Below are 15,666 nucleotides of genomic sequence, written 5' to 3'. Positions count from 1 at the left end.
ACTACAGAAGAAGATGAGCCAGCGGTAGAAGAAGATGAGCCAGCGGTAGAAGAAGATGAGCCAGCGGTAGAAGAAACTGAGCCGGTGGTAGAAGAAGCTGAGCCAGTGGTAGAAGCTGAGCCGGTAGTAGAAGAAGTTGCACCAGTGGTAGAAGCTGAGCCGGTAGTAGAAGAAGTTGCACCAGTGGTAGTAGAAGAAGCTGAGCCGGTAGTAGAAGAAGCTGAGCCGGTAGTAGAAGAAGCTGAGCCGGTAGTAGAAGAAGTTGCACTAGTGGTAGTAGAAGAAGCTGAGCCGGTAGTAGAAGAAGTTGCACCAGTGGTAGTAGAAGAAGCTGAGCCGGTAGTAGAAGAAGTTGCACCAGTGGTAGTAGAAGAAGTTACACCAGTGGTAGAAGCTGAGCCGGTAGTAGAAGAAGTTACACCAGTGGTAGAAGTTGAGCCGGTAGTAGAAGAAGTTACACCAGTGGTAGAAGTTGAGCCGGTAGTAGAAGAAGTTACACCAGCGGTAGAAGTTGAGCCGGTAGTAGAAGAAGTTACACCAGTGGTAGAAGTTGAGCCGGTGGTAGAAGAAGTTACACCAGTGGTAGAAGCTGCACCAGTGGCGGAAGAATCAGAAGTAGTAGAATGGGATACTGACGTTGTACCAGAAAAAGTAGAGAATGTTGATGAAAAAACAGGACCAGTGGTAGTTATTATAGATGCGGAGCTTGTTGATAAAGCAACTCCAGCTGAAGCAACGGGGGAGAAATAGAAAAATAAGRYAGCAACAGAAGAAGTTGAGTCAGTTATTATAGATGCGGAGCTTGTTGATAAAGCAACTCCRGCKGAAGCAACGGAGGAGGAATAGAMAAATAAGRTAGCAACAGAAGAAGTTGAGTCAGTTATTATAGATGCGGAGYTTGTTGACAAAGCAACTCCAGCTGAAGAAGATGCTATTGCGCAAGAGTTCGTCCGAGGTAAGAGTAAGTTGCGATARTAGTAAAGTGAAATATTTGTGATAAATGAAACTGATGCCGAAGACAAAAAAATATGACAAGCGAAAATAGCGGCGAGGTAATTTATAACACAGAATGCTCGATCACAATTGTGAAATACGATGCATGATGGGCCGAGAACTCTATGTTCTTGGCTCTTTTTTTTAGATAGATGAAAGGAAGTGATGTCAATGGCTAGGTATATTGCAACTCGTATAGCTTGGATTTTTGTGATGTTATTTGCAATATTATCGATGAACTTTGTGTTATTTAAGTTGGCCCCAGCGTATCCGCCAACTACAGAGGATGAGAAAACTGCATATTATAACAAGCAAGTATCGGATGGCTATATGGAAGTTACGTTGGTAAGTGATCAAGAGGAAATGGAAGAAATTCGTTACCAAATGTCAACTGCAACGACTGTTAGAAATTCTTATTATGAAGATAAAGGCGATTTTATTCGTGCGTATTTGCAGGTGCCTATTAGTGAGCAGTATTTTAACTGGATGGGCAATGTAATTTTTCGTCTAGATTTTGGACAGTCTACGCGCGTTGAAGTTGGTAGACCGGTATTTGATATAATTAAGGATCGTATGGCAACTACATTGACTATCAATATTATTGCATTATTTTTCTACACCCCGATTGGATTGGGCTTGGGGATATGGGCGGCATTAAAAAAGAATAAGCTAACAGATAATGTGATTTCGTTTATGGTTATGATAATGATTTCGATACCGAGTTTTGTAATTATGGTTATGCTAGTTATGATTTTTGGATATGGACTGGATTGGGTACCAACAATATTTCCGCCAAAAGACGCAGATATCATGTTGCGAATTCGTGGGTACATATTGCCAGTACTTGCCATGACATTTGGACCTATTGCAGGGTTAACTCGTACTACAAGAGCGGAGTTGACCGAAGTATTAACGTCGGAGTATTTGTTACTAGCAAGAACAAAGGGACTTACAAGAAAGCAGTCTGTAATCAGACATGCATTGAGAAATTCGCTTGTGCCATTGGTACCRGGAATTATTGGATCGTTTGCGGGGCTTTTGTCTGGCTCGGTAATTATAGAACAAATATATTCAGTGCCAGGAACAGGAACTATATTTCTTCGCGCATTAACTAAGAATGCATATGACTATAATTTGTTGTTAGCATCTACAGCGTTTTATACTTGCATTGGACTCTCTGCAGTGCTAATTGTCGACCTAACGTATGGACTTATTGATCCTAGAATTAGAATGGGAGGTGTCAGATAGATGGAAAACAGAAAAATAGAGCAAGATAAATTTAAGTTTATTCAAAAAGATGAAAAAATCTATGATCAAAAGATAGAAGGAAAGCCAGTCTCTTCTATGAAAGATGTTATGATTCGTTTTGCAAAGAATARGACTAATGTTGTTGCGACTTTTATTTTGCTATTTATTGTGTTGTGTTCGATGTTTATGCCAGCTTTGACAGGAAAAGAGTATGTGAAGCTGAATGAAAAACTAGCGTTTTTGCCTCCTAGAATACCAGTAATTGAAAAGCTTGGGGTGATGGATGGAACTGTGTTGGTAGAGAATAAGCCAATTGACCCATCGACCTATGATGAACAAACCGGCTTATATTTGCCAACTGGGTATAATCCTAAGGCAGTGGAGATGGATACCCTCAAAAATGATGTGGTGATGAGYACCGAGAAATCTGCAATTGTAACCGGTGGACAGTCTGTTATGAGGTTAGATTATGACTCTACAGAAATGACCGTGGAATCGAAAGATTATTTGGTGTTTACGAAAGCGAGCAATCCGAAACTTGCTATAAATCTATATGAATTGACAGGTAACACGGCAGTAGAAGTGCTATTGCAAACCAAACCAGGAACTTATGAAGTGATAGCAACTCTAAATGAAGCCGGATTACATGAACTGGAATTATATAAATTGAAGCCAGAAATTTTTGGAGATATATTTTCTAAGTTGAGATTGCGAATGACAGGAGGTGGGCTTTCTTCTGCAGCTATGATTGAGAGTGTAAAAGTGATAGATAGCTCTAGTGAGACACCTGTTTTTGAAAATKCTGGATACGCATTATCGTTGTATCCTATAGTAGATGGTGCCGGAAGTTATGTTCGTCAAAACGGAGAAATGATTGTGGCAACATTTAGATATAATAGATACATTGCCGCATTTGATTTAACTCATGAAATAGCATTTTCATCTGAGGAGTATGATAAATTGGTAGCGCAGTGGGGAGTAGAACCTATTCCGAACCCTGATAATCCCGATGGATGGTTTTTTGAAGAAGGATTTCCGATTAGAGAAGTTGTTAAAAAGAATGATGTTATTGTGATTGATGACAAAGAATATTTTTCGTATGAAGTGTATTTGGATTATCAGGCATATTTAGGATATGAGGAGCTGCCATACTTTTGGTTTGGAACGAGCGCCGCGGGTCGCGACTTATTTTCGTTGATATGGGTAGGTCTTAGAACGTCATTGCTTATGGGTGTAGTAACAACAATTATCAACGTGATAGTGGGAGTAATCTACGGCGCAATTGCAGGATATTACGGTGGCACAGCTGACTTGTTGATGCAGCGTTTTGCGGAGCTAATGGGACGATTGCCATGGCTTGTGGTGCTATCTATTTTGGTTGTTTTGATGGACCCAGGAATCACAACGCTATTTTTGATATTGATAATTAATGGTTGGGTAGGATTCCAGTCAGTAACGAGGATGCAGTTTTATAGATATAAGGGCAGAGAGTATGTCCTCGCATCTAGAACTATGGGAGCCAAAGATAGGCGTTTAATTTTTAGACACATATTACCGAACGGAATTGGAACAATAATAACAGCAAGTGTTTTGTCAATACCTTCAGTTATTTTCCTAGAAGCATCGTTATCATATTTGGGTTATGGAATTGGACATGGGCAGTCATTTAATATTTTGGGAATGCATTTTACAGGCGTGTCTATCGGTGTGTTGCTTTCTGATGCGCGAGCGTTTTTGCAAATGTATCCATACCTAACAATATTCCCATCTGTAATTATATCGATACTTATGATTACGTTTAATATGTTTGGAAATGCACTAAGAGACGCATTTAATCCATCTTTAAGGGGGGTTGAATAAATGGCAAAGTTAAAAGTAGAAAATTTATCAATTTCGTTTAAGACTATTTCTGGTGAYGTKCAAGCWGTTCGAGATATCAACTTTGAACTGGAAGARGGAGAAACTTTAGCGATCGTTGGAGAATCGGGATCTGGAAAGTCTGTTACAACCAGAGCCGTGATGGGGATATTAGCAGGAAATGCACGAATTATGAGCGGGTCTATTATGTATGACGGAGAAGACTTGCTTAAGATTACAGAAGAAGAGTATCAAAACATTCGCGGYAAGAAGATTGGTATGATTTACCAGGATCCGCTCTCTAGTTTAAATCCTATTATGAAAATTGGAAAGCAAATTACAGAAGGTTTGATTCTAAATGGGGATCATATTAAAAACCGTACGGAGCAAATTTGTCATATGGAGCGCGTGAGATATTTTACAGTAAAGCGCGAGATGCAGTTGCTAAAAGAAGAGAAGAAGAAAAACAAGAGTGCGATAGAAAAACTGAAACCAAGACTTGAAGAAACGAAGAAGATAATGGAAGCGGCAGAAGCGGCAGCCAAAGTTAGGGCATTGGATGAATATAAGGCCGATATCAATAAAATGAAAAAAGAGTTGGCTGCAATATCTAAAAATCCCGATAAGTTAGATAAGCAAGAGCTTCGTAAGCAGATAGAACAAAAAAAAGATGCTATTGCAAGTCGAAGACGTGTAACCAAAAAAGAAGCAAAGGCGCGCGCACTAGAAGTTATGAGAGAAGTTGGGATTCCGGAGCCCGAAAAGCGTTTTAATCAATATCCATTTCAATTTTCGGGAGGGATGCGCCAACGCATAGTTATTGCAATAGTATTGACGCAAAACCCTGACATTTTAATATGCGATGAGCCAACAACAGCATTGGACGTTACAATTCAATCGCAAATACTGGAGCTTATAGAAAAACTTAAAGAAAAGCATAATCTGACAGTAATATTTATTACGCATGACTTGGGTGTCGTGGCAAATATAGCGGACAGAATCGCTGTTATGTATGCAGGTAAAATCCAAGAAATAGGAGGAGTAGAAGATATCTTTTATAATCCGCAGCATCCATATACTTGGGCAATGCTAGGATCAATGCCAGACCTAACATCCAAAGACCGCCTACTTACAATTCCGGGTACACCGCCAGATATGAGATTTCCTCCAAAGGGAGATGCGTTTGCGTTAAGGAGTGAGTATGCGATGGCAATAGACTTAGAAGAGCAACCGCCGATGTTTAAAGTGTCCGATACTCACTATGCGGCGACGTGGCTACTGCACCCAGACTGTCCAAAAGTTGAGAGGCCTACTATCCTTGATGAGAGAATCGAACGCATGAGCAAAATGTATGGTGAGGAGGGAAATGATGGAAAATAAAGAGCCGATAATATCAATTCAAGACCTTAAGGTGCATTTTAAATCTGGAAGAGGAAAGCAGCAGTTGGTGGTTAAAGCTGTGGATGGTATTAGCTTTGAGATTTATAAGGGAGAAATTTTTGGGTTGGTTGGAGAGTCAGGTTGCGGAAAGACTACAACTGGAAGAACACTGATTCGCCTGAACGATGCCACTGCGGGAAAAGTAGAGTTTTTGGGACAGTCGATAGTGGAAGGAACAGAGTTTAATGAAATTAATATTAAATCTGCAAAGAAGTCGCTAAAAAAGAGTAAAACTGAATCGGAGAAAACATTTATTAAGAATGTGATAAAAGAAGAAAAAGAAGAGATAGAGCGTAAGAAGAAAATTAACACCCATATTGATAGGGCTCTGATGCAGAATATGCAGATGATTTTTCAAGATCCGATAGCCTCGCTAGACCCGCGAATGACAGTAAAAGAAATTATAGCAGAAGGCTTGAGAATTATGGGCGAAAAAAAGGATGCGGTGATTACGCAAAAAGTCAATGAGATGCTAGAAGTCGTGGGGCTGGTGCCCGAGCACGGCAATAGGTATCCGCATGAGTTTAGCGGGGGGCAAAGGCAGCGAATCGGTATAGCAAGAGCGTTGGTGCTAAATCCAAAATTTTTGATAGCAGATGAGCCGATCTCCGCATTGGATGTATCAATACAAGCACAAATAATCAACTTGCTAAACGATTTGCGTCATGAATTTGACCTAACAATAATGTTTATTGCGCACGACCTGTCTGTAGTAAAATACTTTAGCGACAGAATAGGAGTAATGTATATGGGCAACTTGGTGGAGCTTGCAGAATCTGATGAGTTGTTTGCAAACCCGATTCATCCGTATACAAAATCATTATTATCAGCAGTGCCATTACCAGACCCGCGCTACGAGAAAAAGAGGACTCGAATAGTATATAACCCAGAAGAAGCACACAACTATGCAGACGAAAAGCCGACTATGCATGAGATAAAACCGGGGCATTTTGTGCTTGCAAATACCGAAGAAATAGAAAGATATACCAGTGAGCAATAAGGGAATAATAAAAACCGTTGTAGCGACACTCGTAGCTGCATTATTGCTAATGTACTTCATATTCGACTTCTCTTTTAGCCTAATAAATATAGCGGATTGCCTATTTGTGGTCGGGCTGTGTCTGTTTTTTCCTGCATTGATAATAGCAACCGGTGCGATGGATCTGTTTGATGGAATTAGCTTTGTGAGCAGTAAAATGTTTAAGAAGCATACATTTAAAACGATATATGATTATAAGGAATATAAAAAACAGAAGAATCTATATAAAAAGAATCCTGGAAAACCATTGCTAGTGATTTCTCTAATATATATAGTAATTTCGCTGGTGATAGCTAGTTTTATTTAAGGGGCCGTAATGGTCTCTTTTTTTGCGCAAAAAAATAACTGCCCCAGAATTATAGGGCAGATGTTTGCTTCGCTTTTCGTTTATCTAATAAATACATAATAAATGGTATGCATAAGGATAATATAAAGAATACAGTACCGATTGATGGTTGCTTAAGGCTTTCTGTAAAAGAGCCATAATAGATAATTGAACGACGCAAGTTATCTTCTACGATTCCGCCAAGAACTATGGCGAGTATAAATGGTGATAGAGGGTAGTTATTTTTGTCAAGTATATAACCAATTATGACAAAGACTAATAAATACATTAGGTCAAACATACTATTATTTATACTGATAACGCCTATAGCACAAAATACTGCTACTATTGGAAATAAAAGGTACTTAGGGATATCGATTATTTTGGCCATAAATCGAATGGTTGTGGCTTGGTATAAATACATAAAAATGTTGGCAACAAATACAATTAAGATAATAGTTCTAAATAGTTCTGGTTGCTGCATGCTAAGCGTGGGGCCTGGAGTAAGTCCTTGAAGTGCTATTGCTCCCATTATAATAGCAGTGACTGTATCGCCGGGTACTCCTAAAGCAAGCATTGGCACAAGTGCTCCGCCAGTTGTTGCATTATTAGCGCTTTCACAAGAGTATATACCTGCCTCATGACCTGTTCCAAATTTTTCTGGAGTTTTTGAGCTACGTTTAGCTTGTTCGTATGAAATAAGACCAGCTGCCCCACCACCCATTCCGGGTAAGATGCCAATTGCAGTTCCTAAAAAACTCCCCTGAAGCATAACTTTAAAGTTCTTTTTAATAGAAGATAATTTTGGTGCATAAAACCATTTTTTTTCTACTTGTGCAGGTACCGGTTTATCGGATATATTGCCAAGTGAGTAAATTATTTCAGGTAAGGCAAAAACACCTATAATAACTACAACCAAATCAAATCCATTTTCAAGACCTGACAATCCAAAAGTATATCGTGAGGCAATGCCATCAACAGGGCTCATACCTACAGTGGTAAGTAATAATCCTATCATCATAGCAATAAATCCTTTGAGTCTTTTTCCACTCATCATCGAACATACTAAGGATAATGATAAGACAGCAGTTCCAAAGTACTCCCAAGGACCAAATGCTATAGCCATAGATGATAGTGTTGGTGCTAAAAAGAGTAATACTACTGCGCTAAATAATCCTCCAAAAACAGAAGCAAAGGCGCCGATAGATAATGCATCTGCAGCACGTCCGTTTTGTGTCATTGGGTAGCCATCAAATGTAGTTGCGACTGAGGCGGCTGTTCCGGGGATTTTTAGCAAAATTGCTGAAACAAGCCCGCCAGTTACGCTTCCCATATATATTCCCATTATTAAGCTCATTGATGGAATTACTTCTAATGAAAAAGTTACTGGAAGTATAAGCGCGACAGCTATAGGACCGTTTAATCCTGGAATACAACCAAAAACATTTCCGATAATTACACCTATTAAAATAAGGGATAAACATTCAAAATTCATTATATTTTGTAGCAATTCTAAAAATTCCATACAGTTCCTCCCTTATATATTAAAAATGCCACTAGGTAGCATAACATTAAAGTAATTAGTAAATATAAAATATAGTACATATACACTAATGGTAGAAGTTACGATGGTAGTGATGATTTGTTTTTTATTCATAAAATTTCCATGTTGTAGTTTATATAAAAATGGTATAGCAATAGCAAGAAAAATGCTGCTACTAATGAAAAAGCCTAAAGTGGTAATAGTTAATGCATATGCTATGAATAACAGATAAAAAGCAAGCCTTCGACCAACAAATATCTCTAAAAATATAAATTGTTTGTCTTTTTCAGCTTGAGATTTTAGTATTATTACTGTGCGAATGATTAACAATACAATTAAGCCGATTATAACGATTCGAGGAAATAATGCGGCTCCGCCAGATTTATCGATTATACTTACAGGGAAACGATACGTGGCAACATACATTCCAATACTAAGTATGATTAATATGATATTAAATATTATCTCACCCATAAACCCACCTTACTGAATTATAGCCGCAGCGGCTTCGTCAAATGCAATATAATTGGATGTTAATTCTTCGATATATAATGATGTATCCATATACTTTGGCTGAAAACTGATGTTTGCTAATTCTTCGATGCATTCTGGGTTGTTGCTAGCTTCTTGGATAAGATTATTTACATATTGAAGCACAGGTTCTGGGGTGTTTAAAGGAGCCCACAATCCAAAATCTTGTTTTAAATAGGCATAATTTTCGAAGCCTAATTCTGCAAATGTTGGAATATCTTCATATCCTGGTTGCTCTGTATCGGAAATAATCCCTAAACATCTAAAGTCCCCGCTATCAATATATTGTTTTACTGCACCAAAACCATCTACATATCCATCGATTCTGCCGCCAAGAAGTTCGGGAGATTTAGAACCAACTCCTAGATCAACTTTATGAAATTCTACATCTTTTTCTTGCTCGATTTGTAAAACTCCAAATAATGGAAGAGTTCCTGTTACTGAGCCTATTTTTATTGTGCCGGGAGCTGATTTAGCAGCATTAATTAAATCGTCCATAGTGTGATAAGGAGAATCTGCTGATACTACAACAGCCATAGTTGAATCTAACAAATAGCCAATTGGCTGTGCATCTTCGTATGTAAAATCGGCAATTCCTAAGGCGTGTTGCATAATAAATCCTGAAGAGTGTAGGGATAAGGTGTATCCATCAGGATTAGATTTTAACATTTCTGAAAATCCAGTTCTACCTCCCGCTCCTACAATATTAGTGATTTTGATTTCTGTATCAGCGGCTTCATTCATATATTGGACCATGATTCGTGCTGGAATATCAGAATTGCCACCAGCTTCATAAGGAATAATTAGATTGATGGCTTGGGAAGGAGTAAAAATGCCATCTATGATATCGGTATTTGTAGCTATATCATCGGTATTTGTAGATGCGCATGCAGTAAATACAAGACAAGTTGTTATGGCTAATAAAAATTTTTTGGTCATAACTAAAATTTCCTTTCTAATCTAATATAGTATAAATGTCGAACAATAAATAATATGTACTAAAATTAAAATTTATGTTAAATATATAATGTTGTGAAAATAACATAAAGTAAAGGTGAATAATTTAATAAATTATATCCACCTTTGCAAAAAAACTTAGACCAAAAACTTCCAAAGCCAATCGGTATTAGTAATATCTTGCTGATAATTTGAATGCAACACGAGATGCTGCAAAGGAGAAGGAATAACGCCCTGGTTGAGAGCGTTCCACTCCTGTACATTGTGAGAAACAGTAATAACCTTGAGACTAGCAGGTAGGGAGATGCGAGTGAGTCGACTACACTTTAGAAAGATTTTTTCGCCAACTAGAGTAACGCCCTCAGATAATGCCACTTCGGATAAGCTGGAGCAAGCACTAAAAACGTTATTACCTACACTAGAGACGCCCTGCGAGATATCGATATTTTTGAGACTCACACAAGCAAAGAACGCGAGGTGATCGATGTGTGTTACAGTTTTGGGAATGACAATATCCGTAAGGTTCCAGCAATAGCTAAACGCGCGAACGCCAATGCTAGTAACGCCGTGAGGAATGGTAATTTTAGGAAGATTGCGACAACCATTAAACGCCATAATGCCGATGCTAGTAACTGTAGAAGGTAGGTTTATACTCGTAAGACTTAGGCAATCGTTAAATGTCCACTCCTCAATTTTTAGRATGCCCTCCGGAAGAGTAATTTTTTCGATACTCACGCACATGCTAAAGGCGTATTTGCCAATTACAGCAACAGAGTCRGGRATGCTAACTGCAGATAAATTTGTGCATTCATTGAAGGTATATTTCTTGATTTGAATAACACCGTCAGGAATATTGATATGAGATAATTTGAAACATTTATTGAAYGCGGCAAATCCRATACGAGTAACTGCAGCAGGGATAACTACGTTATCGAGATAGACACATTCGCTAAATGCAAGATTGCCAATTTGAGTTAGAGTTTCGGGAATAAAAATATTTTTCAATTTGGAGCAGCCTCGAAATGTTTCATCACCKATTTTRGTTATGTTTTCTGGTAGAAGAATTGTGACTAGGCTAGTACAATTACTAAAGAGAAGACTTTCCAAAACGGTAAGATTATCAGGTAAAATAACGTTGATGAGGCTGACACAATCATGAAATGCTCCAAAGCCGATGTTGAGAACGCTTTCGGGAATAATAATTGTCGTTAAACTTAAGCAATCGCTGAATGCATTGTTTCCAATATGTGTTATATGTTCGGGAATTGTTATGTGGGATAAATTTATACATCCATGGAAAGCATAGTCGCCGATTTCGTTAATAGGTGCAATGGCGGTGGAGTACACAGAGAAGGCTTCGTCATAGACAATAGATTGCGATATCGCATCTTTGGATGAGGTGTTTTTAGACATGGCAACCATGGTTAAATCACTGCAATTGTTGAACGCGCTGGCACCAATGCTGAGAAGACTGGTTGGAATTAGTACACTAATTAGGTTTAGACAGTTGTTAAATGCTTTGTCTGCGATGCTAACTACGCCTTCTGGAATAGAGAGACTAGTTATGGTTTGGCAATCTGCAAAAGCTTCTTGTCCTATTATATGTACACCAGTTGGAATCTGAATTTCAGATTGGGAACCAATATATTTTACTAGCACCTCATCGATAATCTTAAATTCAGTAATATCGTATTGAATATCAAATCTTGCTTGTACAAAATAATTGACTGCACGCTTGGCAGCATCAAATCTCCACATGGATAGGGTAACTAAGTCGGCAACAATTAACTCAATTGCTTTTTCGTCGTTAATGGAAGATACGGTATTTGCAACAGCGATGTCCACTTCTTTGTCAATTGCTGCAAGTATCAAGTTCCTGTCTTCGTTGATAAGCAAAGTTTTAACGACTTCTTTGTATTGAGCCCTATCTGTTAAAAATTGATCTCCATATTTTTCAAAGATTTTTTTCAATACTTTGATTGTTTCATTCATTTTAGACCTCCTTTGTATATAAAAAATGCGTGTAATTCGCATAATTAATCTTATCACAAATTCATAGAATGAACAACAACAATTGCTAGAATCTGTAAAAATACCCCCTTTTAATTTTATAAAAAAATTATATAATATAAAATAAATTATACTTAAAAAGGAGCTTATTATGTTAAAAGTGATTCCAAAAGTTTCGTATGCAATAGAAAGTTTTGTAAAGACAAATACGGCTGTGACATTCACTGCTGCTAGAGGAAAGTTAAGACTAAAGCCGCAAAATGATAAGATTATTCGTGTAACATATACAGAGCGCGAGGATTTTGTAGCAGAGGTGGGTGCGGGTATCGAAAAGGATCTCGACTATACCAGTTGGTCGCTTGCGGAAGAGCCAAAGCATTATGTTCTGCAAACGAGTTTATTGACGGTCCATATTATAAAAGAGACAGGACAGCTAAAATATTTTAGCAAGAAGGGCAATCTATTGTTACAGGAATCCGAAATTGAAAGTCACCAGCTGATGCAATTCGAATCGATGCGCGTGGTAGTAGATAAAAATTTGCAAATAGARGAAGAGGAAACGCCAGACGGGATGAAGCAGGTGATTAAAAGCTCTGCCAAAGAGTTTGACAAAAACTTGTATCGTACACGCCTGGGATTGCAGTTTCAGACAAGGGAGAAGCTCTATGGACTGGGYCAGGCAGAAGAGGGKACGCTAAACCTGAGAGGTACAACACAATATTTGCATCAGGCGAATCTAAAGATTGCAATACCGATGCTAGTTTCGACTGCTGGATATGGCTTGCTATCAGCAACGGCGAGCCCGGCAATMTTTAGCGATACTGCATATGGATCGTATTTTTATACAGAAGCCGATCTAGAAATGGACTTTTATTTTATAGCAGGCGCAAAGATTGATGATGTGATTCATGGGTATCGATTGCTAACAGGCAAGGCTGCGATGCTACCAAGATGGGCATTTGGGTTTGTACAGTCGCAGGAGGCATATGAAACTCAGGCAGAAATACTAGATGTTGCCAAAGGATATAGAGACAGAAAAATTGGCATAGATTGCCTTGTAATGGATTGGAGATCATGGGAAGGAGATGGATGGGGTCAAAAGACGGTAGACAAAAATCGTTTTCCAGACTTGAGGCTGATGACAAATACTTTGCGAGAGCAGAATATTCATTTTATGCTATCGATGTGGCCAAACATGCATGCAACTACAGAAAACTATAAAGAGTTTGCGGCAGCGGGACTGCTATTGCCAGCGCATAATATTTATAACGCATTGGACGCAGATGCTAGAAAGCTGTATTTTAAGCAAACAAACGACGGGTTATTTAGCCAGGGAGTTGATTCGTTCTGGTGTGACTGCAGCGAGCCGTTTTGCCCCGAGTGGACTAGTGGTAGCTTTAAACGTGAGCCAAGCTATAATTTTTATAGATTTTTTGAGGTAGCAAGTAAGTATCTGCCAGCAGAGCTCACAAATTCTTATTCACTGTTTCATGCTCAGGCAATATATGAAGGGCAGCGAGAAGTCGATGATTCTAAACGTGTTTTAAACCTAACAAGAAGTAGTTATACAGGAGGTCAAAAATATGGCGTTGTCGTCTGGTCGGGAGATACGTGCGCATCGTGGGAGACGTTTGCGAAGCAGATTGTCGCAGGGCTCAATTTGTGTGCCTCGGGGTTGCCGTATTGGACRCTKGATATAGGTGCGTTTTTTGTAAAATATGGAGAAAARTGGTTTTGGAAAGGTAAGTACAACAAAGGGCTAGAGGATCTTGGCTATAGAGAATTGTTTGTGAGATGGTTTCAATATGGGGTATTTATGCCGATGTTTAGAAGTCATGGAACAGACATCAGGCGAGAGATGTGGAATTTTGATGCCGAAGAGGACCATAGATTTTATGATGCGCTAGTGGCAGCCAATCAGCTTCGATACACATTGATACCGTATATATATTCTATGGCGGCGGCAGTATATTTTGATGACTATACGATAATGAGATTGCTAGCATTTGACTTTGCGGAAGACGTCATTGCTTGTGAAGTGAAAGACGAATTTATGTTTGGCGACATACTGGTTTGCCCGGTTACAGAACCGATGTATTATGAAAGTGATTCTGCAGAAATTTTTAATGTAGCRAAAACTAGAGAAGTGTATTTACCAAAAGGTACTGCATGGTATAAWTTCTATAGCGACGAAARGTTTGAGGGAGGAAAAACTATCACTGTCGATGCTGACCTGAGTAAAATTCCGTTGTTTGTAAGAGAGGGGGCAATTATTCCGCGAACAGAAGCAACACAGAGTACGGCAGATGCGGCAAAGACCAAATTACTAGTTCATATATACGGAGGCAAATCGTCAACTTTCAATTTGTATCAAGACAAAGGCGATGGGTATGGCTACGAAACAGGAGACTATGGAATTGCAAAGTTACTATGGGACGGCAAAACTGCTACAGTAGATGGTGAAGCCGATGTAGCAGAGTTTATAGTGCATTAAGTAGGCTAGAAATCTATGCTATAGTAATTTTCACCTGCAACCCAAATGACCTTGTCGTCAGTTGCAATAGGCTGAACGAATTGAGAAAGTTTTCCATCTTCAAATGTTTGGACATCTGAGAGCTTGGTGCCATATTCATTGATGGTGACGTATTTGAGGTTGCTATCTGTTGCGATGGTGGTTATTGAATTATCGGGGTTKATAATATATTGGCAGTCTGTAAATTCCATCCACATAACCATAAAAGTGTTGTTATTTAAGTCGACGAGTTTTGGGGTGCTGCCTAATGTATTTGTACCYGAATAATCTGTTAACGCAACTTGAGTGGTGTTGCTAGATTCTTTGCTGGTAACCAAAACGACGATGTCGCGTTCTTCTTTTTTTAGACCAACAATGGCGGAGTTTGAGAAGTGATATTTTGGTTGATAGTCTATAGAATTTATTGCCGTAATGTAGTTGTGATCCGAGATGGCAAAGCCGCCCACTGTTAGCCCGGTTTGAGTAGCGCCGGGATAGCCTGGGATGTCAAAAATATTAATGGAGTCATCTTTTAGAGCATTGCCATGATCGTATTGGGTAATTACAAGTGCTCGCGGAAAAGCATTGCCATGGTCTAGTAGGATAGCCTGATTATCATCGAACGCGGCGAACTGATTAAAAGAGTGGCTTACATTGTTGGGTTGAGCCCATCTGCTAGCACCAGCTAGTCTCACTTCTGCTAGCATAGAATTGGTGTCAATAGCTGCAGTAAACTGGGCCTGGTGATGAACACCGCTTGCAGAGCTAAACATCGTTCTGGCAGTGTGAAGTAGAAGCATATTATTGTGGCTGGTTAGTGCGACATTGCCAAGCTGAAAGGGAGATRTGATACTGGCCTCATCGGCTCTGATAGCAGCTGAGTCTAATAATTTAAATGCTTTGTCGTATTTGTTAATCTGGATAACTTTTAAATTGGCATCTTGTAGCCATTTTTCTGTGATGTTGCCGTTTTCAATAGAAACGTTTTTGCGCTGAGATTGACCAGAAACTGTAAAATAGAAATCATCTGTTGCGTAAAATCCAGCATATATTGGAAGATCTAAAGTTATGTATGTTGTGTCGAGCATTTCCAAAGTGTTTTGGTCAAATGCTTGTATAACGACTGTCTCATCGACAAATTCTAATAATGGAGAGGGAGAAAGGTCTATATTAGCGATTGGAACTTCATATTCCTGTCCTTCTACATCCAC

At 38.9% G+C, this 15,666-nt stretch carries 12 protein-coding genes; 7 read left to right on the top strand and 5 right to left on the bottom strand.

Annotated features, from left to right (window positions below; translation table 11 throughout):
• The 6 genes from EPU_RS14000 to EPU_RS10185 all read left to right on the top strand — a co-directional run.
• Nucleotides 1–750: hypothetical protein (locus EPU_RS14000; RefSeq protein ID WP_010169073.1), on the top strand; the 750-nt coding region annotated here is incomplete at its 5' end.
• Between the two features lie 414 nt (nucleotides 751–1,164).
• On the top strand, nucleotides 1,165–2,241 hold the full coding sequence (locus EPU_RS10205) for an ABC transporter permease (protein WP_010169072.1): 1,077 nt from the start codon (nucleotides 1,165–1,167) through the stop codon (nucleotides 2,239–2,241).
• Nucleotides 2,242–4,101 (top strand): ABC transporter permease, encoded by a 1,860-nt coding sequence (locus tag EPU_RS12890; RefSeq protein ID WP_052296511.1) that lies wholly within the window; start codon nucleotides 2,242–2,244, stop codon nucleotides 4,099–4,101.
• Nucleotides 4,102–5,478 (top strand): ABC transporter ATP-binding protein, encoded by a 1,377-nt coding sequence (locus EPU_RS12885; protein ID WP_029488362.1) that lies wholly within the window; start codon nucleotides 4,102–4,104, stop codon nucleotides 5,476–5,478.
• Nucleotides 5,468–6,538 carry an ABC transporter ATP-binding protein gene (locus EPU_RS10190; protein WP_010169069.1) on the top strand — a complete coding sequence of 357 codons (1,071 nt, stop codon included), beginning with the start codon at nucleotides 5,468–5,470 and terminating at the stop codon, nucleotides 6,536–6,538. Before EPU_RS12885 ends, EPU_RS10190 begins: the two co-directional genes overlap by 11 nt.
• The gene (locus EPU_RS10185) at nucleotides 6,528–6,884 is read left to right on the top strand and encodes a DUF3899 domain-containing protein (RefSeq protein ID WP_010169068.1); all 357 of its coding nucleotides are present in this window, start codon (nucleotides 6,528–6,530) and stop codon (nucleotides 6,882–6,884) included. The genes EPU_RS10190 and EPU_RS10185 overlap by 11 nt, the downstream gene beginning before the upstream one ends.
• Before the next feature lie 49 nt (nucleotides 6,885–6,933).
• Here EPU_RS10185 and EPU_RS10180 read toward each other — a convergent pair whose 3' ends face one another.
• The 4 genes from EPU_RS10180 to EPU_RS12880 form a co-directional block, all read right to left on the bottom strand.
• A complete protein-coding gene (locus EPU_RS10180) occupies nucleotides 6,934–8,427 on the bottom strand; it encodes a tripartite tricarboxylate transporter permease (RefSeq protein WP_010169067.1) in 1,494 nt (497 codons plus the stop codon).
• A gap of 12 nt (nucleotides 8,428–8,439) precedes the next feature.
• Complete coding sequence (locus tag EPU_RS10175) at nucleotides 8,440–8,919, bottom strand: tripartite tricarboxylate transporter TctB family protein (protein WP_010169066.1); 480 nt, start codon at nucleotides 8,917–8,919, stop codon at nucleotides 8,440–8,442.
• A gap of 9 nt (nucleotides 8,920–8,928) precedes the next feature.
• Entirely contained in the window at nucleotides 8,929–9,915 is a 987-nt protein-coding gene (locus EPU_RS10170; protein WP_010169065.1) for a tripartite tricarboxylate transporter substrate binding protein, read from the bottom strand.
• 156 nt (nucleotides 9,916–10,071) lie between these two features.
• A complete protein-coding gene (locus EPU_RS12880) occupies nucleotides 10,072–11,925 on the bottom strand; it encodes a leucine-rich repeat domain-containing protein (RefSeq protein ID WP_052296510.1) in 1,854 nt (617 codons plus the stop codon).
• Nucleotides 11,926–12,094: 169 nt separating this feature from the next.
• On the opposite strand from EPU_RS12880, the gene EPU_RS10160 reads away from it, so the two are divergent.
• Entirely contained in the window at nucleotides 12,095–14,437 is a 2,343-nt protein-coding gene (locus tag EPU_RS10160) for a glycoside hydrolase family 31 protein (protein WP_029488359.1), read from the top strand.
• Between the two features lie 5 nt (nucleotides 14,438–14,442).
• On the opposite strand, the gene EPU_RS13995 is transcribed toward EPU_RS10160, so the two are convergent.
• On the bottom strand, nucleotides 14,443–15,666 hold a 1,224-nt coding region (locus EPU_RS13995), incomplete at its 5' end, for a hypothetical protein (protein WP_029488358.1).

The organism is Candidatus Epulonipiscium viviparus, assembly GCF_000171335.1.
GTDB classification, from domain to species: domain Bacteria; phylum Bacillota; class Clostridia; order Lachnospirales; family Cellulosilyticaceae; genus Epulonipiscioides; species Epulonipiscioides viviparus.
This window is presented reverse-complemented; position numbering and strand designations above follow the sequence as displayed.

What these genes read in the sequence shown, in the direction of transcription:
- EPU_RS10190 (WP_010169069.1), top strand. Translation starts at nt 5,468, where the DNA reads ATGGAAAATAAAGAGCCGATAATATCAATTCAAGACCTTAAGGTGCAT.
- EPU_RS10180 (WP_010169067.1), bottom strand. Translation starts at nt 8,427, where the DNA reads ATGGAATTTTTAGAATTGCTACAAAATATAATGAATTTTGAATGTTTA.
- EPU_RS10175 (WP_010169066.1), bottom strand. Translation starts at nt 8,919, where the DNA reads ATGGGTGAGATAATATTTAATATCATATTAATCATACTTAGTATTGGA.
- EPU_RS10170 (WP_010169065.1), bottom strand. Translation starts at nt 9,915, where the DNA reads ATGACCAAAAAATTTTTATTAGCCATAACAACTTGTCTTGTATTTACT.